The organism is Streptosporangium oxazolinicum, assembly GCF_039537505.1.
Lineage (GTDB): Bacteria > Actinomycetota > Actinomycetes > Streptosporangiales > Streptosporangiaceae > Streptosporangium > Streptosporangium oxazolinicum.
Window position 1 is genome coordinate 287,400 of the sequence record NZ_BAABAQ010000013.1, and the last position, 21,334, is coordinate 308,733.

General features: G+C 72.0%; 18 protein-coding genes. 5 read left to right on the forward strand and 13 right to left on the reverse strand.

The window, feature by feature from the left end:
• Positions 1-2 precede the first annotated feature (2 nt).
• Positions 3-2,222: an alkaline phosphatase family protein gene (locus tag ABD817_RS30885; protein ID WP_344921768.1), complete on the reverse strand. Its 2,220-nt coding sequence runs from the start codon at positions 2,220-2,222 to the stop codon at positions 3-5.
• A 644-nt stretch (positions 2,223-2,866) separates the two neighbouring features.
• Between ABD817_RS30885 and ABD817_RS30890 the strand changes: the two genes are divergently transcribed.
• The gene (locus ABD817_RS30890) at positions 2,867-3,604 is read left to right on the forward strand and encodes a sulfite exporter TauE/SafE family protein (protein WP_344921769.1); all 738 of its coding nucleotides are present in this window, start codon (positions 2,867-2,869) and stop codon (positions 3,602-3,604) included.
• Positions 3,605-3,653: 49 nt separating this feature from the next.
• On the opposite strand, the gene ABD817_RS30895 is transcribed toward ABD817_RS30890, so the two are convergent.
• A complete protein-coding gene (locus ABD817_RS30895; RefSeq protein ID WP_344921771.1) occupies positions 3,654-4,229 on the reverse strand; it encodes a MerR family transcriptional regulator in 576 nt (191 codons plus the stop codon).
• A 65-nt stretch (positions 4,230-4,294) separates the two neighbouring features.
• On the opposite strand from ABD817_RS30895, the gene ABD817_RS30900 reads away from it, so the two are divergent.
• Positions 4,295-5,746 (forward strand): MFS transporter, encoded by a 1,452-nt coding sequence (locus ABD817_RS30900; protein WP_344921772.1) that lies wholly within the window; start codon positions 4,295-4,297, stop codon positions 5,744-5,746.
• Between the two features lie 115 nt (positions 5,747-5,861).
• Here ABD817_RS30900 and ABD817_RS30905 read toward each other — a convergent pair whose 3' ends face one another.
• From ABD817_RS30905 to ABD817_RS30925, 5 genes are all read right to left on the reverse strand, one after another.
• The gene (locus ABD817_RS30905; protein WP_344921773.1) at positions 5,862-6,620 is read right to left on the reverse strand and encodes a glycosyltransferase family 2 protein; all 759 of its coding nucleotides are present in this window, start codon (positions 6,618-6,620) and stop codon (positions 5,862-5,864) included.
• Complete coding sequence (locus tag ABD817_RS30910) at positions 6,617-7,243, reverse strand: class I SAM-dependent DNA methyltransferase (protein WP_344921774.1); 627 nt, start codon at positions 7,241-7,243, stop codon at positions 6,617-6,619. The genes ABD817_RS30905 and ABD817_RS30910 overlap by 4 nt, the downstream gene beginning before the upstream one ends.
• A gap of 49 nt (positions 7,244-7,292) precedes the next feature.
• Positions 7,293-8,042: a PIG-L deacetylase family protein gene (locus ABD817_RS30915; RefSeq protein WP_344921775.1), complete on the reverse strand. Its 750-nt coding sequence runs from the start codon at positions 8,040-8,042 to the stop codon at positions 7,293-7,295.
• On the reverse strand, positions 8,039-9,037 hold the full coding sequence (locus ABD817_RS30920; RefSeq protein WP_344921776.1) for an acyl-CoA dehydrogenase: 999 nt from the start codon (positions 9,035-9,037) through the stop codon (positions 8,039-8,041). Before ABD817_RS30920 ends, ABD817_RS30915 begins: the two co-directional genes overlap by 4 nt.
• Before the next feature lie 372 nt (positions 9,038-9,409).
• Positions 9,410-10,306: an alpha/beta fold hydrolase gene (locus ABD817_RS30925; RefSeq protein WP_344921777.1), complete on the reverse strand. Its 897-nt coding sequence runs from the start codon at positions 10,304-10,306 to the stop codon at positions 9,410-9,412.
• A gap of 87 nt (positions 10,307-10,393) precedes the next feature.
• Here ABD817_RS30925 and ABD817_RS30930 point away from each other — a divergent pair, with 87 nt between their 5' ends.
• Positions 10,394-12,397 (forward strand): AfsR/SARP family transcriptional regulator, encoded by a 2,004-nt coding sequence (locus ABD817_RS30930; protein WP_344921778.1) that lies wholly within the window; start codon positions 10,394-10,396, stop codon positions 12,395-12,397.
• Between the two features lie 570 nt (positions 12,398-12,967).
• Here ABD817_RS30930 and ABD817_RS30935 read toward each other — a convergent pair.
• On the reverse strand, positions 12,968-13,390 hold the full coding sequence (locus ABD817_RS30935; RefSeq protein WP_344921779.1) for a GtrA family protein: 423 nt from the start codon (positions 13,388-13,390) through the stop codon (positions 12,968-12,970).
• A 119-nt stretch (positions 13,391-13,509) separates the two neighbouring features.
• Here ABD817_RS30935 and ABD817_RS30940 point away from each other — a divergent pair, with 119 nt between their 5' ends.
• Complete coding sequence (locus ABD817_RS30940; protein WP_344921780.1) at positions 13,510-15,174, forward strand: hypothetical protein; 1,665 nt, start codon at positions 13,510-13,512, stop codon at positions 15,172-15,174.
• A 245-nt stretch (positions 15,175-15,419) separates the two neighbouring features.
• Here the strand turns inward: ABD817_RS30940 and ABD817_RS30945 are convergent, their stop codons facing one another.
• Entirely contained in the window at positions 15,420-16,295 is an 876-nt protein-coding gene (locus ABD817_RS30945) for a tyrosine-type recombinase/integrase (RefSeq protein WP_344921781.1), read from the reverse strand.
• A gap of 187 nt (positions 16,296-16,482) precedes the next feature.
• Between ABD817_RS30945 and ABD817_RS30950 the strand changes: the two genes are divergently transcribed.
• The gene (locus ABD817_RS30950; protein WP_344921782.1) at positions 16,483-17,103 is read left to right on the forward strand and encodes a hypothetical protein; all 621 of its coding nucleotides are present in this window, start codon (positions 16,483-16,485) and stop codon (positions 17,101-17,103) included.
• A gap of 279 nt (positions 17,104-17,382) precedes the next feature.
• Here ABD817_RS30950 and ABD817_RS30955 read toward each other — a convergent pair whose 3' ends face one another.
• The 4 genes from ABD817_RS30955 to ABD817_RS30970 all read right to left on the reverse strand — a co-directional run bounded on the left by ABD817_RS30955 (position 17,383) and on the right by ABD817_RS30970 (position 21,283).
• Complete coding sequence (locus ABD817_RS30955) at positions 17,383-17,820, reverse strand: Tn3 family transposase (RefSeq protein ID WP_344921838.1); 438 nt, start codon at positions 17,818-17,820, stop codon at positions 17,383-17,385.
• 55 nt (positions 17,821-17,875) lie between these two features.
• Positions 17,876-18,685, reverse strand: a complete 810-nt coding sequence (locus ABD817_RS30960) for a Tn3 family transposase (protein ID WP_344921783.1) — start codon at positions 18,683-18,685, stop codon at positions 17,876-17,878.
• Positions 18,686-18,893: 208 nt separating this feature from the next.
• Positions 18,894-20,225 carry an aspartate--tRNA(Asn) ligase gene (aspS, locus tag ABD817_RS30965; protein ID WP_344921784.1) on the reverse strand — a complete coding sequence of 444 codons (1,332 nt, stop codon included), beginning with the start codon at positions 20,223-20,225 and terminating at the stop codon, positions 18,894-18,896.
• A 365-nt stretch (positions 20,226-20,590) separates the two neighbouring features.
• Positions 20,591-21,283: a TetR/AcrR family transcriptional regulator gene (locus ABD817_RS30970; RefSeq protein ID WP_344921785.1), complete on the reverse strand. Its 693-nt coding sequence runs from the start codon at positions 21,281-21,283 to the stop codon at positions 20,591-20,593.
• Between the last annotated feature and the right edge of the window lie 51 nt (positions 21,284-21,334).

The following is a 21,334-nucleotide window of genomic DNA, read 5'->3' on the forward strand; positions in this document are numbered from 1 at the left end:
CCTTATGGTGTGGTCACGCCGATGGCGGGTTCGTCGACGGCCCAGTAGAAGTTGTTGGCGCCGTCGTGGAGTCGCCAGCCGGCACGGACGCGGGTCACCCCGGCGGGCGCGGTGGCGGTGAACGACTCGCGGCGGCTCATCTCGAAGGCGTCGCCGGTCGCGGCGTCGCGCGACCACAACACCTGCTGGGCGCCGGTGTCGTAGCGCAGGACGAGCTGCGCTTTCTGCGGGTCGGCGGTCCGGTCGACCTGGCGGTAGTGGCTGGTGTAGGCCACCGTCACCCGGCCGCCGGGCTGGACGTCGCGCCACGGGGACAGCAGCGTCGAGTCCATTCGCAGGCCGTTCGCGACGGGTGAGCCCTTGTCGTCCCACTCGTCGGGGTCGGCGACGGCGATGACGTCCCGGCCCCGGACGAACGACTCGCGGCCCTGGTCGGTGTTGCTCGTCGTCCAGAACGGGCCCGTCATGAACGACCAGCCCCGATACTCCGTCACGCCCGAACCGGCGGGGGTCCGCTCGTCGATCTGCCAGCCGGACGGGGTCGTCTTCGTCCAGCCGAGCAGGCCGCCGGGCTTTGCGGGCTCGTCCACGACACCCTGGAGAGACACCGTGTCGAACGGGTCGGCGGACGGGGTGCCGATGGGGACGCCGTCCAGGCCCCAGGCGGGGTTGGGCGTGACGTCCAGGTGCCGCAGCACCGTCGGCGCGACGTCGACCTGCCGCCACTCCCGCTTCGGCGTGGCGGGCACGTCGCCGCCGCTGGCCAGCAGCACGGTCTGGCGGGTGGTGAACTCGTTGCCACCGTGGCCGGAGCCGGAGAAGCCGTGGTCGGAGGTGAAGACGAACAGCCAGTTCTCCCGCGCGTACGCGGGCCGTGCGCGCACCGCGTCGACGACCTCCCCCACCTGGGCATCCAGGGTCTGCAGCGCGGTCGTGTAGGTGGCGCTGTCGGAGCCCTGCCCGTGCCCGGCGGCGTCGGGACCGTGCAGGTAGAGGAACGTCAGGTCGGGGTCGCGGGTGGCCAGCGACTGCTTCACCGCGTCGACCGAGCGCCGGTCGGAGGCGGTCGGCCCGCCGGTCGTGGTCTGCTGGATCTTCACGTCGGGGTTGCCGAGCACGTAGGTGTTCAGCGGCGCCCAATCGGCGATGGAGAACGTGGCCAACGCCGGGCGCGCCTGCTCCAGCCGGGTGATCACGCTGGGGTAGGTCGCCAGGTCGTGCCCGGCGAAGCCGTTGTCGCGCACCCTGTGCTTGTCCGGCCAGACGCCCGTCAGCACGTTGGCGTGCCCGGGACCGGACAGCGTCGCCGCCATCTCGGTGCCCTGCAGGTACGTCGGCCCCCACTGCCCGGCCGCGGCGAGCGCGTCGAGGCGGGGGGTGGCGGCGGCCCGCAGCTTGTCCCAGCGCACGCCGTCGGCGTCGATGATCATGACCTTGCGGGCGCTGGTCCCCGGCGGGATCGGCGGCCCCGGGAGCGGGTCGGTCGCGCCAGCGGGCCGGGTGTCGGTCAGCGACACGTCGTCGACCGCCCAGTACCAGTCGTTCTGCGCCTGCTCGACGACCCAGCTCACCTTCACCGTCGAGGCGCCCGCCGGGACGGCCACCCGCTGGCTCAGGTACTCGTTCTCCTTCGGGTACGTCGCGCCCGACACGATCGAGGGAAGGTTCGTGGAGTCCCACTGGAACAACCGGGTGCGCGGGCCGCCGTCGAACGACACCTCCAGCGCGGCCACCTGTCCCTCGGTCTGCCGGTAGGCGGAGGCGAAGTTGACGTACACGCCGCTCTTGCCGGACACGTTCCACGCCGGAGAGGTCAGCGTGCTGGCGAACGGCTGGGCACCCGGCCGGACGCCCAGGTCGTCCCACTCGTCGTTGTCGGCCACGGCGATCACGCCGGACCCGCGCGCGAAGTTCTCCCGCCCCTGGCCACTCTGCGTCGCCCGCCAGAACTGGGGCGTCGTGAAGCTCCAGCCGCGCCACTCCTCGGCGCCGAGCCCGGCCATCCCGGCGACGTTGGTGACGCTCCAGCCGGAGGGGGTGGTGTGGGTGAAGCCGAGCAGGGAGGCGGGGATACCGGTCTCGTGGACCCTCGGGGACAAGATCCCGGCGAGTCCGTCGAAGTTCTCCGCCGCGAGGGTGGCGGCGGAGGCGGGCTGGATGATGAGGGCGGGCGATGCCAAGAGGGCGGCGGCCGCGAGGCTGAGGCCGATACGTCGTCTCACAAGCGGTAAGCCTGTGACCTGCGACCATCACCGGATGAGGCATCCGGTGACGGGAGGGTGAACAGCGGCGCGCGGTCCCGGCCCATTGTCCGGACAACCGGCTCCGCCCGCCCTCACGGGCGGAGCCGGAAGCCGTTCGTCAGGACGCGAGCAGGCGCGGTTCGGAGAGCCGGCCCTCGGGCCAGGCGGTGTCGCGCTGCCGTCGTTGCCGCTCGAGATGGCGATCGTCTGGGTGCGGGCCGGCCGGCCCGGCGGCAGGGTCGGCTCGGCCTGGCGGAGCTTGACCAGGGCGCCCAGGTCGACGGTGTGGTTCTGCGGGAAGGCGTCGCCGGGGCTTTCCCAGTACGTCGCGGTGTTACCGGGCGATCGGCGTGCCGTCTCCTGGCCAGTGCCAGATGGGAAGGCGTGAGGGCGGCTTCATGTCACGGCGGATCCGGATGACCGGTGAGGCCACCAACGTTCCAGGTCAGAGCGGTTTGGCGGCCGGTGGCACGTTCGTCGACGGCACCCCGGGACAGGGGCGGTGAAGCCGCTCCGGTTTCCCGTCCGGAGGTTCGGGCGCCCGGCCAGGGGATTCGTCGGCTGACGCATCATGTACGGTCATCTGTGACTTCATCTCCCGTTTCCTCCCACCGGCGAGGCTGATGCCCTCCCTTGACGCCGCCCAGTGGGTGATCCTGCTGGCCGCCCTGTTCCTGGTGGGCTTCTCCAAGACCGGCGTCTCCGGAACGGGGACGGTGGCGATCGCCCTGTTCGCGCTCGTGCTGCCGACCAAGGAGTCCACGGGGACGCTGCTGCCGCTCCTGCTCGTCGGTGACGTGGTCGCCGTGGCCTCCTACCGGCGTCACGCCGAATGGCCGAGGCTGGTCAGGTTGTTCCCGTGGGTCGCCCTGGGCGTGGTCGCCGGGGCGGTGGTGGTGCGCTGGGTCGACGACGGGCAGATGAGACGGCTCATCGGGGCGATCCTGCTGGTGATCATCGCCGTGCACCTGTGGAACCGGCGCCGGGAGCCGGAGGACTCGCTCGCCCACCGCCGCCCGGTGGCCGCCCTCGCGGGTGTCTTCGCGGGCTTCGCCACCATGACGGCGAACGCGGCCGGTCCCATCATGGCCGTCTACTTCCTGGCGGCGGGCCTGCCGATACTGGGCTTCCTGGGCACCAGCGCCTGGTTCTTCCTGACGATCAACGCCTTCAAGGTGCCGTTCAGCGTCGCGCTGGGCCTGATCACCCCCGCCGGCCTCGTCTTCGCCGCGCTGGGCGCCCCGGCGGTCCTCGCCGGGGCCGCGACCGGACGCGTCGTCATCGGCCACATCGACCGCACGCTCTTCGAGCGGATCACGCTGGGACTCACGCTGCTGGCCGCGGTGCGCCTGCTGCTGTGAGGCGCCTCTGCGGCGGCCGGCCGTCACGACCGCGGGTCGAGCGTCGCGGTCAGGCCGGACGGGGCGGTCCACCGGCGCGGACGTGGCCATCTCCCCGCAGATCACCGTCCACAACGCCGGCATCGCCGCCGGGTCCCTGGCCGGTGGCCTCGTCCTGGAAGGGGCGGCGAGCGGCGCGGACGCCCTCCCCCGGACCGCCCTCCCCCTCGTCACCGCCGCCCTGGTCATCGTCGCCGTGGCCCGCCGCCACGCCTTCCCCGGCCGCCGTCCCGCGTGAGGCCGCCTCGATCACCTCGTCCAGGACGTCCCGGGAGCGGATCACGTCGGCGATCATCCGATTGACGCGATCTCGTTCCGCGGTCAGCTCGGTGACCAGCCGAGGGGTGGCGATCTCGGACGGGCCGCCGTCGGCGTCGCGCATGCAGGGAAGCAGCTGCGCGATCTTCGCGCTGTGCAGTCCCGCGGCGAATAGCTCCTGGATGCGGATGACCCGGTCGACCGAGCTACCCGGATAATCGCGATGGCCGCCGGGGGTGCGCTCGGCCGCCAGCAGCCCCTGCTCCTCGTAGTAGCGCAGCGACCGCTCGCTCACCCCGGTGCGCCGGGCCAGTTCGCCGATCCGCATTCTCCGCCTCACCCGCCGATCCGTGACTTGAATCTGACATTGATGGCACCTTTTACCGTACCGGCATGACGGACACCTCCACGAGCGCCTCCCGCCGGCCTCGCCGCGCGGGACCGGCCCTGGCCCTGCTGGCATTCGCCCAGTTCATCATCGCCGCCGACTACAACATCGTCTACGTCGCGCTGCCCGAGATCGGCCGGGAACTGGACTTCTCCGGCCAGGCCCTGCAGTGGGTGGTCAGCGCGTACGCGGTCGCGTTCGGCGGCTTCATGCTGCTGGGCGGGCGGGCCGCGGACCTGCTCGGGCGGCGCCGCGTGTTCGTCTCGGCCCTCGTCCTGTACGCCGTCTCGTCGCTGGCGGGCGGGCTCGCCGAGAGCCCAGGGCCGCTGATCGGGGTGCGCGCCGCGCAGGGGCTGGGCGCGGCGCTGCTGTTTCCCGCCACCCTGTCCCTGATCGGCACCACCTTCGCCGAGGGGCCCGAGCGTAACCGCGCGCTCGCGGTGTGGGCCGCCATGGGAGGCGGCGGCCTGGCCGGAGGGGCGCTGCTCGGCGGGGTGCTGACCGACCTCTTCGGATGGGAGTCGGTCTTCCACGTCTTCGTGCTGCTGGCCGGCGCCGCCCTGCTGGCGGCGTTCCCCCTGCTGCCCGCCGACCTCCCGGCCGGCCGCCCCTTCGGCGCGGGCCGGGAGGCCGCCGCGCGGGAACGCCGCTTCGACCTACCCGGAGCGCTGACCGCGACCGCCGGGATCACGCTGCTGGTCCTCGTCCTGGCGCAGGGCCCCGAGTGGGGCTGGACCTCCTCGCCGGTCCTCGCCGCCTTCGGTCTCGGCCTCGCGCTGCTCGCGGTGTTCGCCGTGATCGAAGCGCGCAGCCGTGACCCGCTGATGCCCCCGCGCATGTTCGCCAACCGGAGCCTGGTCGCGGCCATGGCGATCACGGCGGTGTTCGGGGCGGGCCTTGGGGCCCAGTACTACCTGCTCACCGTCTACCTCCAGGACGTCCTCGGCTACGACCCCCTGCGGACGGGACTGGCGTACCTGCCGCTGACGCTGCTCAACATCGCCGGCACCAAGGTCGCCGAGCGTCTGATCACCCGTGCGGGCATGCGCGCCGCCCTGTCCACCGGCCTGCTGACCGGTGCGGCCGGCATGGTCCTGCTGGCCCTGACCCTTTCCCCGTACGCCCCGTTCGCCGCCGTGCTGCCCGGCGTCATGGTGACCGGTTTCGGGATGGGCGTCGTCTGGACCTCGATGTGGATCGCCGCGGGCAACGGCGTCGCGGCGGGCGAGCAGGGCGTCGCGTCCGGGATGGCGTCCGTGACCCACCAGAGCGGGCTGGCGGCCGGCACCGCCCTCATGGTGTTCGTCGTCAACACCGGAACCGGCGGCCTGGACGGCGACGCGCTGCGCCGGGAACTCACCGGTGGCCTGAGCGCGGCATACTATCTGGCCGCCGGTGTGAGCGTTCTCGGCGTCCTGGTCACCGGCGTCGCCCTCGGCCGAGGACGACGCCGGTGACCAGGACCCCCGGCCGGCTCCCGCGCGAGCACGGTGCCACCCCGGCCGACGGCGAACCGCCGGTGCGGGCGACCTGACGGCACCGGGGTACCGGCGGTACCGGCGGCCCTGACGTTCAGCGCGGCCGTCCCGGCGTCCGGGGCGTGGAAAAGGCGGTGTCGCGGTCGAGCCGGGCGAGGAAGTGGCCGAAGCCGCCCGGCGCCCGGGGGTCGCGGCGCGCCGAGGTCACCACGGTCACGCCGGTGGTACGCAGGACCCGCCGACCGGCCGATTCCAGCGCCCGGACCAGGGCGTCGTCCTCACCGGTCGCCAGCGCGCCGAACCCCCCGGCCGCCAGGTAGGCGGCGGCGGTGACACCGAGGTTGGCGCCGTGCACGTGCGGATGCCACCGCCCGCCGCCGCCCGTCTCCGCCGAGGGCGTCCTCGTACCGGCGGCGTACCCCTCGGTGTAGGCGGCCTGGCAGCGCGGCGGGTAGCCCGACCAGTCGGTGACCATCACGGTGCCGACGACGGCCTCCCACCCCTGGGAGGCGTACCTGAGCTGGCGGCCGAGCCAGCAGGGCGGGACCAGGGTGTCGGCGTCGGTGGTGGCGATCCAGACGGTGGCCGGGTCCAGGGCGCGGGTCCGCCGCAGGAGCACCCGCGTGCCCGCGAGCCGCGCCTGCCCGACGTTGGTCATGGTGCCCTCGACGACGGTCGCCCCGGCCCGCGCGGCCAGGGACGCCGTACGGTCGGCGCACGTGTCGGCGACGACGATCAGGTGGACCGCGACGCCGGGGAGCATGCGTCCGGCCAGGTTCACCGAGGCCAGGCAGGCGGGCAGCAGTCTCTCCTCGTCGCGGGCGGGCACCACGACCCCGACGGCCTGGATCACACGAGTCCCTCGGTCTCGGCCACCGAGGGGGCCGCAGGGCCGCGCAGGTAGACCTCGGCGAGGAAGTCCGGTTCGCGGTGGTCGACGAGGCGGGTCAGCCCGGTACGTTCGGCGAGGGCGCGGTGCACCTCCTCGCCGCCGCGCGGATACTCCGCGACGGGGTGCCGCCAGTGCACCGCGAGCAGGGTGCCCCCGGGGCTCAGCGCGCCGACCGCCAGGCCGAGCATCCGCTCCAGGTCCGCGCCGCCGAAGTAGTAGAGCACCTCCGACAGTACGACGAGGTCGAACGCCCCCTCGTGCTCGGGCCACTCGGCGGGCAGGACGCGCCGCTGCACCCGCGTCCCGGGGTGACCGGCGGTGCGTTCGGCGGCCGCCGTGACCGCGACGGAGGACAGGTCGCAGGCCAGCAGGCGGTCGCAGCGCGGGGCGAGCAGGGCGGTGAACACCCCGATGGAGCAGCCGGCCTCGAAGGCGTTGCGGTAGCGGCGCGCGGGCAGCAGCGCGGCGCTGATGGCGTACTTGCGTTCCTCGTACCAGCGGGAGGTGAATCCCCACGGGTCGGGTGAGGCCGAGTACATGTTCTCGAAGTACTCCGGCCCGAGCGTCGCCGGACGGGTCGTCATCGGATACCTCCAGCGTGGGGTCCCCCGGGCTGTGGCCGAGGGGAGGACGTCAACGGAAAAGCACCTCGTGGTCGCGGGTGAAGTGGGCGACGACGCCGGGGGGCAGCACGGCCTCCAGACCGGCGTCGCGGGGTTCCAGCTGGCTGGCGAAACAGTCGATGGCCGCTCGCTTGCGGGCCAGGACCGCCGGTGGCAGGGGGATCCGCAGCGCCCGGTCCCAGGGCAGCCGCATGTCGCCGGGCCTGGCCCAGTGCCAGGCCCAGATCGGATAGAAGTAGGGGCGCAGCCCTGCCGAGGCCGCGGCCCGGCCGGCGGCCTCGTGGTCGGAGTGCACGTCCGCCTCCCACGGGGCCAGGCACACCTCGAACCCGGCGGACGCCTTCTTCAGCGCCGGGGCGAGCTCGCCCTCGCGGTCGGCCAGCCCCGTGTCGGGCATGCCCAGCCGTACGATCTCGACGTCGCCGGCCCCCAGGGCCTCCAGCGCGGCCCCGGTCTCCCCCACTCGCCGCGCCACCAGCGCCGCCACGTCGGCGATTCCCGGATGGGAGGCCTCGCCGTCGGTGACGGCGACCAGGCGCAACCGTACGCCCGAGGCCGCCAGCAGTGACAGCAGCCCGCCGAGTCCCAGCACCTCGTCGTCGGGATGGGCGGCGATCACCACCGCGCTGCGCCAGCCGCCGTACGCGAGCGCCGGGAGGGCGCCGAGCCCCGGCCAGGCGCGCCACTCGGCCTCGGAGGTTCCCGGGGCGTCGATGGCGTTGGGGGCGGGATCGGCCTCGCCGGTCCGTTCGGCGCTCACCAGCCGGCTCCCTGCTCGGCGACCAGGGCACCCAGCGCGGCGAGGTCGCGTTCGGCGTGATGCTGGCGCAGGTAGACCGTGAGATCGGCGACCCGGCGCCCGTGCGCGGCGTCGTGGCCGAGCGGCCCGGCGCCCAGGGCCCTTCCCACCCGTCCCATGACGTCGGTGGCCACGGCCTCCACCAGCGCTTTCAGACGCAGGGACCGCGCTCTTCCCGCGTTCTTGAGGTCGTGGGGGTCGGCGTCGATCTCGTCGGCCGCCTCCTCCAGGGCCGCTCTGGCGGTCCGCAGCGCCACGTCGACCGCGCCCAGGTGGGCCAGGGCGTGCGGGCCGACGTCCCGCTCGGCCGCGGCGGCCAGCAACGTCTCGGCCACGCCTCTGGCTCCTCCGTACCAGCACGCGGCGACGCCCGCGCCGCCCTGGTGGAAACCGGGCCTTCTCACGTAGCCGTCCACCGGTCCCACCGGTTCGGCGGGAACGCCGAGAACCTCGTCGAACCGGACGTCCAGGGTGTCGCTCGCCGCCATTCCCGTCGCCGGCCAGCTGCCGTCCACCGGCCGCAGGCCCGCGCCGGGAACGGCCGACACGGCGAACAGCCGGGGACCGTCCGCCGTCTCCGCGGTCACCAGGGCGTGGGTGCACACCCGCGCCCCCGAGCAGTACCGCTTGGTTCCGAACAACCGCCACCCTCCGGCCTCGGGTCGCGCCAGGAGGGCCGGGCCGGGAGGCTGCGCCGCCCACACCCCCCACCGGCTGCCGGTGGGGGGTGCGGGACCGCCGAGTTCGGCCAGGATCGCGACGGCGTCGGTGTGCCCCTCGCACAGTCGCGCCAGCGACAGATCCCGCCGGGCCAGCGCGCTCAACGCCTCCCAGCGCCGCCTGGTCCGCCCGGTGCCGGGCAGCGGAAGATCCAGCCGCCCCGACTCCACCTCGGCGACGAACTCTCTTTCGATCTCACCGCGCCAGGTGGCGCCGTCCTGCCGTTCCCCGTCCATGAACGGGGGCCTACCCTGCCGGGAACGTTCATATCGTCGCTGGTAAAAGGGTTGATTCTGCTCCAACAAAATCTTCGGTGGACCTGGGCGGACCTCCGTAATCGGAAACATCCTGGGCATCATGTACAACCGGCATTACCTGGATGTCCTCCACTCGATGGGAAAGGTCCGACCTGCCTTTCCCATGGAGGGACATGTGGTGGAACGCTCAGCCGTGGGCGCGCAGAGCGGCGATCACCCAGCCGAAGGCCGGAATGACCGAGGGGCCGGGTCCGGCGCGGGGCGGCCGACGCCGACCGCCCCGCTCGCCGGTTCCCACCGCGCCGGACGGCGGAACACCGGCCGGTCGTTCAGCGGTCGTTCGGCGGTCGTTCAGCGCGAGAGCAGGTCCCGCAGGGCCTTGGCGACGTCGGCGGGGGCTTCCTCGGCCATGAAGTGACCGCAGGTGACGGGGATGTGCCGCAGGTCGGGTGCCCAGGCGCTCCACAGTGCCACCGCGTCGAAGCCGAGGGCGGCGCCCCAGTCCTGCTGGAGCACGGTGACCGGCATCCGCAGCCGGTTGCCGGCGTCCCGGTCGGCCCGGTCGTGGACGACGTCGATACCGGCGGAGGCGCGGTAGTCGGCCACGATCGAGGTGACGGCCGCGCGGGAGGCCTCCAGGTAGGCGGTGCGGACATCGGCGGGGATCGCCCGCGAATCGTTGGTCCAGATGTCCAGGAAGTGCCCGAAGAAGGCGTCGGAACTGGCGGCGATCATCTTCTCGGGCAGGCCGGGAGGCTGGGCCATCAGGTAGAGGTGGAAGCCGACGGCGGCGCTGACGCCGTGCATCACCTCCCACATGTCCAGCGTGGGCAGCACGTCCAGGCAAGCCAGGTGGGTGATCGTCTCGGGGTGGTCCAGACCGGCGCGGACGGCGACCAGGGCGCCGCGGTCGTGCCCGGCCAGTGCGAAGCGCTCATGCCCCAGCGCGCGGGCCAGGGCGACGATGTCGGCGGCCATGGTGCGCTTGGCGTAGGTGGTGCCGTCGGTCTCGGCCGGTTTGTCGCTGGCGCCGTAGCCGCGCAGGTCGGGGCAGATCACGGTGTGGTCGGCCACCAGGTCGGCGGCGACGTGCCGCCACATCAGGTGGGTCTGGGGAAACCCGTGCAGCAGCACGATCGGACTGCCCGTCCCCGCGACGGCCACGTTCAGGGACACGCCGTCGGCGACGGGGACGCGCCGGTAGTCGAATCCGGCGATGACAGGTGCCGTGGTCGCGTTCTTTTCCATGGGTGACAGCCTGCCGGGCGTGAATGAGCATCCGGTCAGCGCGCTACCGTGGCCAGGGGTGATGTCCTGGGAAGGGGCGGTCAAGGGGTGCGGGTCGTGTTCGGGGTGCTGGGGCCGGTGACGGCCTGGGAGGCCGCCGGGGGCGCGATCGCTCTCAAGGGGCCGCGGCACCGCGAGGTGCTGGCCCGGCTGATCGCCGCCCGCCGCCGCGTCGTCCCGATCACCGGTCTGGTCGAGGACCTGTGGGACGATCCACCCCCTGGCGCGGTGGGCGCGGTGCGCACCTTCGTGGCCGCGTTGCGCCGTGCGCTGGAACCCGAGCGCCCTCCCCGGACCCCGTCCCGGCTGCTGGTCACCGAGGGGCCGGGGTACGCGCTGCGCGCGGAGCCGGGCGCGGTGGACGCCTGGCGCTTCGAACGGGTGGTCTCGGCCGCCGCGACGCTGCCTGCCCAGGACGGGCTCGCCCAGCTGACCGAGGCGCTGGGGTGGTGGCGCGGGCCCGCCTACGCCGAGTTCGCCGGCCGGTCCTGGGCCGGTACGGAGCGCGCCCGCCTGGCCGAGATCCGCTCGCACGCCGTCGAGCGTCAGGCCGAGATCCGGCTCGCCCTCGGCCTGGCCGCCGAGGCGGTGCCGGACCTGGACGCGCACGTGGCCGAGCACCCCTGGCGCGAGGACGCCTGGCGGCTGCTGGCGCTCGCGCTGTATCGCACCGGCCGCCAGGGCGACGCGCTCGCCGTCCTGCGCCGGGCACGAACGACGCTGCTCCAGCAGTTGGGGGTGGATCCGGGCCCGCCCCTCCGCCGCCTGGAGACCGACATCCTCCACCACGCCGATCACCTCGACCTCGCATCCGGCCCCGGCGGGGCGGCGGCCCGGGTATGGGCGCAGACGGCCGCCGTCTACGACCGCACCGTGACCTCCGGTGCCCGAGCCCGGCTGGAGTCGGCGGTGGGCCTGCTGCGCGGCCTCGCGGTGACCGGAGGCGCCGGTCTGGAGGCCGCCCGCCGGCACCGCCTGGCGGCCATCGCCGCCGCCGAGGAACTGGGTGACGCGGAACTGACCGCCCGGGTGATCGGCGCCTACGACGTCCCGGCGATCTGGACCCGCTCCGACGACCCCTCGCAGGCGGCGCGCGTCGTGGCGGCGGCCGAACGCGCCCTGGCCGCCATCTCGCCCGATGCGCACGAGGTGGCGCGGGCCGGTCTGCTGGCCACGATCGCCCTGGAGTCGCGCGGCACCCGCTCGGCGCGCGGCCCGCAGGCCGCCCGCCAGGCTGAGGAGATCGCCCGCCGCCTGGACGATCCCGCGCTGCTGGCGTTCGCCCTCAACGGCGTGTTCATGCAGACCTTCCACCGCGCCGGCCTGGCCCCGCGCCGCGACGAGATCGGCGCCGAGCTGGTCGCCCTGTCCGCCCGGCACGGCCTGGCGACCTTCCAGATACTCGGGCACCTCATCCGCGTCCAGGCCCGCGCCGCGCTCGCCGACTTCCCCGAGGCCGACCGGCACGCGGCCGCAGCGGACCGGCTGGCCGAACGCCACGAGCGGCCGCTGGTGGACGTGTTCACTCGGTGGTACCGGGCACTGCGGCTCACCGAGGCCGGGCGGGCACCAGTGGCCGAGGCCGAGGCGGCCTACCGGGACGCCGCCGCGCGGCTGGACGGCGCCGGTATGCCCGGCCTGGAGCGCGGCCTGTTGCCGCTCGCGTCGCTGTGCCTGCGCCTGCGGCACGCGCTGCCCATCCCCGTCGGCGAGCACATCGGCTGGGGCCCCTACGAGCCATGGGCCCGTCCCCTGGTGCTGCTGGCCCGAGATCGCCCCGCCGAGGCTGCCGAGGCGCTGCGCGAGGTCCCCGACCCGCCTCGCGACCTGCTGTTCGAGGCGCTGTGGTGCCTGGCCGCGCGGGCCGCGATCGCCGTCGGCGACCGGCCGATGATGGAACGCGCGTACGGCGAGCTCGCTCCCGCGGCGGGCGAGCTGGCCGGAGCGGGCAGCGGCCTGCTCACCCTGGGGCCGGTCTCCCGATACCTCGGCGACCTCGCCGACGCCCTCGCACACCACGACACCGCGGCCCGCCCCCGCCGGTCGCGGTGAACCCGGCCCGGCCTCCGGCGCCGGGAGACGCCACGCGCCTTCGGCACCGGGGGACGCCACGCCGTGAGGTGCAGACGGCGACCGGCGCGTGCCGCACCTCACCCGTCCCGTCGAGCGCCACGCCGCCGAGACGGCCGGGGGTCCCCGTAGCAAACAGCGGAAATCCAACGAATATGGCTCTGATCTGCGGTTAGTGAGTTCGGTGTGGTGAGGCGAGGATGCCGGTGATCTCGGCGACGGCCTCGCTGCCTGGGCGGGTGTAGCGCATGGCGGTGCGGGGGGTTCTTGTGCCGGGTCTTGCCCATGATGAGCTGCAGCGGTACTTCAGCTTCGCCGAGGTGGGTGGCGGCGCTGTGGCGCAATTGGTGCAGATCGAGCCCGGCGTACTTCTCCAGCAGGACACGGGCGCGGTCGTAGCCGAGGCGGGCGCGGCCGGTGTGCGGGCAGATGTCGGGGTGCCGTTAACCAGCGTGTCATGGGCCGCCAAACCTGGAGATCGAAGGTCGATCATCAAGGCGAGAGCGAACAGGCAAAGGGAGCGACGGGACGTTTCGGCGGATACTGGGGCGCTCAGCGACCCGGTGCGAGGCCGGGCTCGTGGGGCGTAGCAGCGGCATGAAGCAGTCCGTCCGCCGAAACGGCTTCTGGATTCGCCGTCATCAAGCCGCCTCGTCCGTGGAGTCGGGAGCGGGAGCCGATCGCACGCTGCCGGACTGAGGGCTTCTCGTCGGGGAAGACCCACTTCCTGAGCGCCCAGAAGCAGAAGATCATGGCGATCAGCGTGCCGACGATCTGTGCGCTTATGAAGTCGGCGATCTCCTGGGTCACCACGCTCACGTCCGGGGTCTCCAGGCCGACGCCACTGACCAGGAAGAACAGCGCCGCCTCGTGACGGCGCTCGCGGCCGCCCCTGGTCCGGAACGACCCAGGGCCCCGACCAGGCCAGAGTTTCGCCCGGGCGTTCCTCAAGGGGCAGCCGCACAAGGCGGCCATCGCGACCACCCTGGTTAAGGACCGCATTCAGAAACTCGGCGACTGGCCCTTCACAGCAATGGCGCAACATGCGAATATATGTTCGAAGAACGAAGATCGTCTTTCGGAACGGAGTGTATGTGCGTCCTTCAGCCTCTGAACGCATCAGCCGATTAGTCGCCTCGGCCGGGTCTCTGCTCCTGGCGGCGAGCCTGCTCGCCGTCCCAGCCCCCGCTGCGGCCGCCGATCTCGTCGCCGACCTCGGGGTCGCGGGCATGGGCGGGGACCTGGTGGCCGGCCACGGCAAGGTCTTCGTCGCCGCCGACGACCGGATCGTGGTCACGCACCTCGACGGCGAGGCCGTCACCACGATCGGCGGCCTGTCCGGAGTCACCGCCCTGTCCGCGCCGGACGGCGCCAGGAAGGTGTACGCGACGCTGAGCGGCACGCATGAGGTGATCGAGATCGACACCGCCACAGTCGCCGTCACCCGGCGCATCGATCTGTCCGCCTATCCGTGCCCGTCCACGCTGGCGCAGGCCCACAACCGGTTGTGGATCGGGTACGGTTGCGGCGGGGCGGGTGAAGGAGGGGTCGTCGCGCTCGAGGTGCGGGCCACCCCCATCCTCGCCAAGGTCGGGCCGGCCACGACCAGGCCTCCGCTGGTCGCGGTCGCCGGCGCCTTCCTCGCCGTGTCGGAACCGGGAGTCAGCCCCGCCACCGTCAGGCTGTACGACGTCAACCGCGATCCGGGCAACCCGCTCGGCGAGATCCTCGGCGACGCAAACGGGCTGCCGCCCCTGGAGGACCTGGCCCTCGCCTACCAAGGGTCGGCGGTGCTGCCGGTGCCGTCCGGCACCCACCGCTTCGACGCCTGGGACACCACGACCTTCGACCGGGCCCAGGCCTACGACGAGAAGGGGCCGGCCGGGCACGACCTGGCCGCCACCGTCGCGGCCAGCGAGAACGGCTACTACGTCGTGGGCGGCTGGAACTCCGCCTTGGGTGACGCGGCGGAGCTCGTGGTCTACGACGCGACCACGAGAGAGGTGATTTATACGGCCGGCCACCAGGGAAAGGCGCTGGTGCCGGGCAGCATCGGCTTTTACGGCATCTACACCTTCGCGGTACTGAAGGAGCCCGGCACCGGGCGTATGCACCTATGGCGGCTGCCGTCCGCGCCCTACCACTCCTCGGCCCTGACCCTGACGGCGCCCGCCGAGGCAAACGCGCTCAAGCCGCTGACCATCAGCGGACGGCTCAGGCTCAGCACCGGGGCGACCCCCGGCGTGCAGACGCTGGAACTGTACAGCTGGCTCCCCGACGGCACCGACCGGCCCTTCCGGGAGGTCACCACAGCGGCGGACGGGACCTACGAGTTCACCGACATCCCACCAGGTATCGGGGCGTTCAGGTATCGCCTGTCCTGGCCGGGCAACTCCTGGTACTACGGGGCCTACGCGACGGCGACCGTCACGGTGGCCAGGTACGAACCGGCGCTCACCGTGACCGGGCCCGCGACGGGCGCAGTCGGCGAGCTGCTTGAGTTCAGCGGTTCCTTCGCCGCCGAGGGCGTCGTCTACCCGCGCACGACGGTCACCGTCAGCCGCAGGGCCGTCGCGCCGGACGGCACCGTCACCACCAAGGGTCAGAAGCTGGCCGCCACCACCGACGGGACGTTCGCCTTCACCGACACGCCGGCCACGGCCGGGAAGCACACCTACACGGTCACGCTGGTCGGGAGCTCGACCGTCAAGGGAACGAGCACCAATCACGTGGTCACCGTCGTCGAGCCAGCGGGATAGCGTCCCAGGGAGCCGGGGCCTACCTCTCGTAGGCCCCGGCGATGCTGGCCGCGCGGCGGCGCGCAGGGACTCCACCAGGCAGAGCAGCTCGCGGGCGCGCCACACGGACAGTACGATGCCCAGCGCAGCGACGGGCCGCCCGACCGTGACGGCCCGGAACTCCTATAGCTCCGGCGAGCCGCCACTCAGTTGATCAGTGGGTACGGCGGCGGGGCGCCAGAACCTCGGTGACCTTGGCGATGGCTTCAGTGCCGGGTTTGACGTAGCGCATGGCGGTGCGGGGGGTTCTTGTGCCGGGTCTTGCCCATGATGAGCTGCAGCGGTACTTCGGCTTCGCCGAGGTGGGTGGCGGCACTGTGGCGCAGTTGGTGCAGATCGAGCCCGGCGTAGGTGTCGAGCAGGACACGGGCGCGGTCGTAGCCGAGGCGGGCGCGGCCGGTGTGGGGGCAGATGTCGGCGGCCGCCGGACGGCGGGCGGGGACCGGGCGGCGTTCGGACAGGAACAGCGGACCGTGCGTGCGCGTGCTGCGGTCCGGGAGCCGGGGCAGCAGGTGGGCGGTGCCACGGTCCCAGTACACCCACTCGATGACGCCGCCTTTAGAGCGGACGGGGGCGCGCCGGTGCTCCAGGTCGAGGTCCTCGACGTTCAGCGCCAGGATCTCGGCGGCGCAGGCGGCGGTCTCGTACAGCATCCGCCAGAGCGCCTTCTCCCGCAACGGGATGTCGCGGCGCGACAGCAGTCGGTCGATGGTGGTCTTGGCGACGGCGCGGGTCTCGTCGGCGCTCTCCTTGCGGCGTTCGGCGTCGGCCGGGACCGACGGCGCTGCCCAATGTTTCTTGGTCTGACACCAGAGCAGCCAGGAGGTGGCGGCGGCGCGGTTGCGGTTCCAGGTCGCCGGCGCGCATCGGCCCCACAACTCGGTGAGCGCGACGCCGATCTCGGCGACGTCGGCGAACGGCCGGTCGCGGCCGAGCAGTGCGGTGACGCGGTCGATGGCCGAGGCGTAGGAGCGGTGGGTGTGGGGGTTGGCGGTGCGCGGGGTGGCCAGGAAGGCGTCGGCGGCCGCGGCGAGGCTGACGCCTCCACCGCGAAGGGCGGTGACCTTCGGCGCGGCGCTCATGCTGGCCGCCGGGCGGCGGTCGCTGCACAGACCTGGGCGATGTACCGGATAACGTGCCGGAGTCGTGCACCGTCCCGGCGAAGGGTTCTCCTGATCACCGCTTCGCCATGATCGCTCATGTACGGAATAATAGATCATTATCCCGTACGTGAGATCGGATCGGCGACGAGGGGATGAGCGCGGCCAGATGAGCTTCGGCAACTTCGTCCGCAAGGCGCGCGATACCACCTTGCCCCACCAGCGACGGCTATCCGCGCTTCGCTCCTGCGTGCAGCTCTACCGGCCGATCGGCTTCGAGGCGACCTTGAGTTTCCTGCGCGCCAAAGCTGGGCCGTTCCGCACCGATGAGGCCGCCCTCTTGCGAGCCTTGGCCGTGCTGGAAGCCAGTCGTTCGGCCTGGCAGGAGGAGAAGCTGGCCTACGCGGTTGCTCGACGCGAGGCCAAGCAGCGCGGTCAGCGCAGCCCTCGCCCGGACGACATCAACCCCTACACCCCGACCCACTGGTACGGCGCGCGCCGAGAAGCAGCACTCCATACCGTGTCCTTTTGGTACCAGCGACGGCTCGCGGTCCTGATCACCGACGACGACAAGCCCTCACAGCACCTCCGTGAATGCGTGCAGACGTGCCTCGATACGGACGGTCACCTCCCAACCGAGCAGCGTCGACTGCTGGCCGAGTGCATCAACCAGCTCACCGCCTGCCTCCAACCAGCACTCTGGCACGGCGACCAGGTTGCGTACCTCCGCACCCGCGACCTGCTGACCGTGGCCCGGCACCTTGAGGCCGCCACTGCAGCGGAAGGCTGAATCGTCGGTGAGTGCCTGAACGCTGCCGTGCCAGGGCCGTTCTCCGACAATGACGTCGAGTTCCCGACCTACATGGGGATCGAGTGCGACCGCCTCGTGGAGATCGCTGACTCATGGCCGACCGTCGCCAATGCAGAGGAGGTAGACGAGGTAGTCAACAGCGTGATCGTCAATCTGCTCGGCTACCCGCACGGCCGGATGCAGCGGTGGACTGAGTTCATCTCCGCCTCACCTGAGAAAGCCCGCGACCTGGGGACCGATGGCGGGCCCGGTCTACGGTCAGGGGTTGAGCAGGAACGTCGTGCCTGCCTCGTTGACGAGGGTGGGGCGCAGTGGCCGCCATCCATCATCAAGTTCGGCGGTCTCGCCTTCGATGTCGACCTCGATGAATCCGAAGAAGTTGATGTTCTCGCGGTGGCCGGGTGCGATGAACGACAGCAGTTCGTCGGGAACCTCGCGGCCTTGAGCGCGCAGCTCGGTGATGCCTTTTCCGTAGTACTCGGTCGTCCAGGTGATGACGGCGTTGGTGAGGATGGTGAGGCACCAGGACTGCTCGGTCTGGTCGGTCAGGTGCGGCCGGACAATCGTGCCTTGCTGGGCGTAGTGCAGGTCCCGGCGCAGCGCGTGCAAACTCTCGCCCTTGTTGAGCTGCCGGGAGATCTTCCGCCGGTACACCGGATCCGACAAATACCGGGCGGCGTGGATGGTTCTGCGGATGCGCCCCCCACTCCTTGATCGCCGCGGCGAGGGTGTTCTGCCGGGATGCCGACGATCACTTTCCGACTACCAGCGACGCGGTCGCCTCACCGAACTTCAGGGATCCGGCCATCCGCAGCATGTCGTCCCAGGTGCCGCGGATCAGGTCCTCGTTCCACCGGTCGGCCAGCAAAGGTCCGGCGTGCGGGTAGAGGGCGTTGGTGGCGGTTGGGCTGTCGACCCGCAGCATCGTGATCTTCCCAAGGTCTCGGATCCGCGGGGTGAGCGCCTTGCCGACCAGGTCGAACAATCCGAAGTTGACGAGCGTGGCGCCGTGGGTGTCGGTGGCGTGCTCGTGGATCGGCAGGTCGGTCTCGTTGCCGAGCAGCTCGTCCAGGGTGTAGTTGGCCTCGCGGGTGGTGGGGATGATCTGCTTGGTGCTGTAGGTCGACCACTGGTCGGACACGTGGGTGTAGGTCGACAGGACTTTCCCGCCGTGGATGTTCATGTCCCGGCCGGTGAGGCTCTTGCCGCGGATGGGGAAGCGCTGGCCGTCGGAGGAGGACATGGTGCCTCCGCCGAATTTCTTGGCCAGCTCCAGCTGGTAGTGGTGGTTGACCAGCACCGTGTTGGCCTCGCGCAACGTCTCCTCGCGCACGTACCACTCCTGGGTCCAGGCGAGGGTGTCGTAGGAGACGCCGCAGGCCTCCGACATGCGGGTCAGCCCGAGGTTGGTGGCCCCGGCGATAAGTACCGCGAGGATGTTGCGGCGGGTCTCCATCGACAGGTTGATCTTCCGGCCGCCGGCATGGGTGAAGCGGTCCAGGAACTTCGTGCGGACGTCCAGCTCGATCAGCAGCGAGGCGATCGGGAACACACGAACCATGACGAACCGTAGTTGAGGAGATCAACAACCGTCCCGAAAACCCGACTAACCGCAGCTCAGACTTATATCCGTTGGATTTCCGCTGTTTGCTACGGGGACCCCGGCCGTCGCGCCGTCGAGGCGCCCCCCGCGCGTCGCGAAGCAGGCGCCGCGCCGAGGGGACGCGGCCCGTTCCGGCGAGGTCCGGAGCGGGCCGCGTCCGCGGGCGTCACGGGGTCAGGCGGTGAAGGTCACGGGGGAACAAGGTGGCGCGGCGGATGTTGTCGGCCCCGGTCAGCCGGGTGGTCCACCGCTCCAGGCCGAGGGCGAAACCACCGTGCGGGGGCATCCCGTGCCGGAAGGCGGCGAGGTAGCCCGCGTACGGCTCGGGTGATTCGCCGCGGGCGGCCAGGGCCGCGAGGTAGTCCTCGTGGCGGTGCAGGCGCTGGCCGCCGGTGACGAGCTCCAGGCCGCGAAAGAGCAGGTCGAAGCTGTTGGAGTACTCCGCTCTGCCGGGCTCGGGGTGGGTGTAGAAGGGGCGTTTGACCATCGGGTAGCCGGTGACGAACAGGAACTCGCTGCCGTACTCGCGCAGTGCCCATCGCGACAGCCAGCGTTCGTGGGCCGGTGCGAGGTCCGGCTCACCTCGGGGGTCCTCGCCGGTGTGGGCGGCCAGGAGCTCCTGGGCCCGGGTGAAGTGGATCTCCGGGATCCGTTCCGGGATGTTGGGCAGTTCGACGTCCAGCAGCGCGCACTCCTCACCGGCGTGCCGTTCGACGGCGGCCGTCATGCCCGCGAGCACCTCGCGCAGCACGGCCATCACCTCCCGGTGGTCGGTGACGAAACCGAGCTCGGCGTCCAGCGAGGTGTACTGGGCCAGGTGCCGCGCGGTGTCGTGGGGCTCGGCGCGGAAGACCGGGCCGGTCTCGTAGACGCGCTCGAAGACGCCGACCATGGCCTGCTTGAAGAACTGCGGCGACTGGGCCAGGTAGGCGCGGGTGCCGAACCAGTCGATCCCGAAGACGTTGGCGCCGGACTCGGTGGCCGAGGCCACCACCTTGGGCGTGTGGATCTCGGTGAAGCCGAGCGCGTCCAGCGTCGTACGGAAACCCGCCACCGAGACCGCGGAGATGGCGTGGGGTGCCCGCAGCAGCGGGTGCCGCAGGGCGACCGGGGCGTGGTCGAGGATGGTCGGCAGGGTGGCCGCCACCGAGGGCCGGTAGAGGTCGAACGGCGGGGCCTCGGCCGGCCCCGACAGGGCGGTCACCGCCGGGGAGGTCACCTCGGCTCCGCCGGGGGCCTGGGGGTTGGCGGTCACGATCCCGGTGATCTGCAGGACGGTCTCTTCGGGGTGGCCACCGGCCGCGGCCATGGCCTCGGGGTCGGTGACCACGGCCTGGACGAGGCCGGAGCGGTCCCGCAGGACGAGGAAGACCACGGATTTCAGGGTCCGCCTGCGGTGCAGCCAGCCCTGGACGGTCACCTGCCGGCCTATACGCCGCGGAAGCTCCGCGGCCAGAACCCGGTGGGTGGATGAAACGGTTGCGGATGAGGAGATCATCACAAACCTCTGGTCAGTGAGTGGTGATCCCTTGGGAGTGCGGGCGAGAAGGGAACTCGCGGTGCCACCGCACTTTCACCGCCGTGACGACGGCGGCCTCGATGGGCCCGGTGACGGGGGCCGGCCGGCGGGGCATTGGGCGCGGGCGCCGTTTCTCCCCGCACTCGGGAGGGTCTTCGTCACCGGGGACAGGTCCGCCTTCGCAGCTGCCGGCGGCTCTCTCCTGCCTGCCCTGGTCCCGTGACTACTCGTCTCCGTCAATGCGTTGCCGGAAGGATACGCGTGCGCCGCCGCGCATCGCAATGATCGACACCACCTGGCGGGGTCATGCGGTGGGCAGGGATATCACCTGGCGATCCTGAGTGTCACGCCGGAGGCTGGGCGAGTTTGACGGCTACGGCGTCGAGGACCCAGTCCAGGCCGGTCGTGAAGGACGTCTCGGCGTCCACCTCCGTGCCGTCGTGCACGGCCCTGGCCATCGCGGGGAAGCGGCCGGTGGCCAGCATCCTGCTCACATGTGGGCCGTGGGCGCGCTGCCAGTCGAGCTTGGACAGGCCCGTGGCGCGCTCGGCGCGCAGGTTCGCGATCTCGCGCCTGATCGCGCCGGTGATGTAGGCGCTGACGGTCTCCACGGCGCGCATGACGGTGTCGAGGTCGGTGAGGCCGTCGAGGGCGGCCAGCGTGCCCTCTGTCACGGCGAAGGCGTTCGGGCCCAGGCTCGGGCGGCCGCCGAGCAGGTCGGCCAGCCATTCGTGACGGAGGGCGGCCTGCCTGGTGCGGTGGGCGCGGACGCGCAGCACCTCCCGCCAGTCGCCGGGCTGCTCCGCGGGGAGGATCTCGGCGTGGACCTCGTCCACCATGAGGTCGAACAGCTCTTCCTTGGTGGAGATGTATCCGTACAGTCGCATGGGGCCGGCATCGAGCCGGGCGGCGACCTTGCGCAATGACACCGCCTCCAGGCCGCCCTCGTCGGCCAGCGCGATGGCGGTGGCGACGATTCGCTCGCGGTCGAGCGGGGCGGGGCGAGTCGGCGGCTCCGGACGGTCCCACACGGTCATGGGTTACATCGTACTCTTGCGATACACCGTATTTTCTAAATACAGTGTATC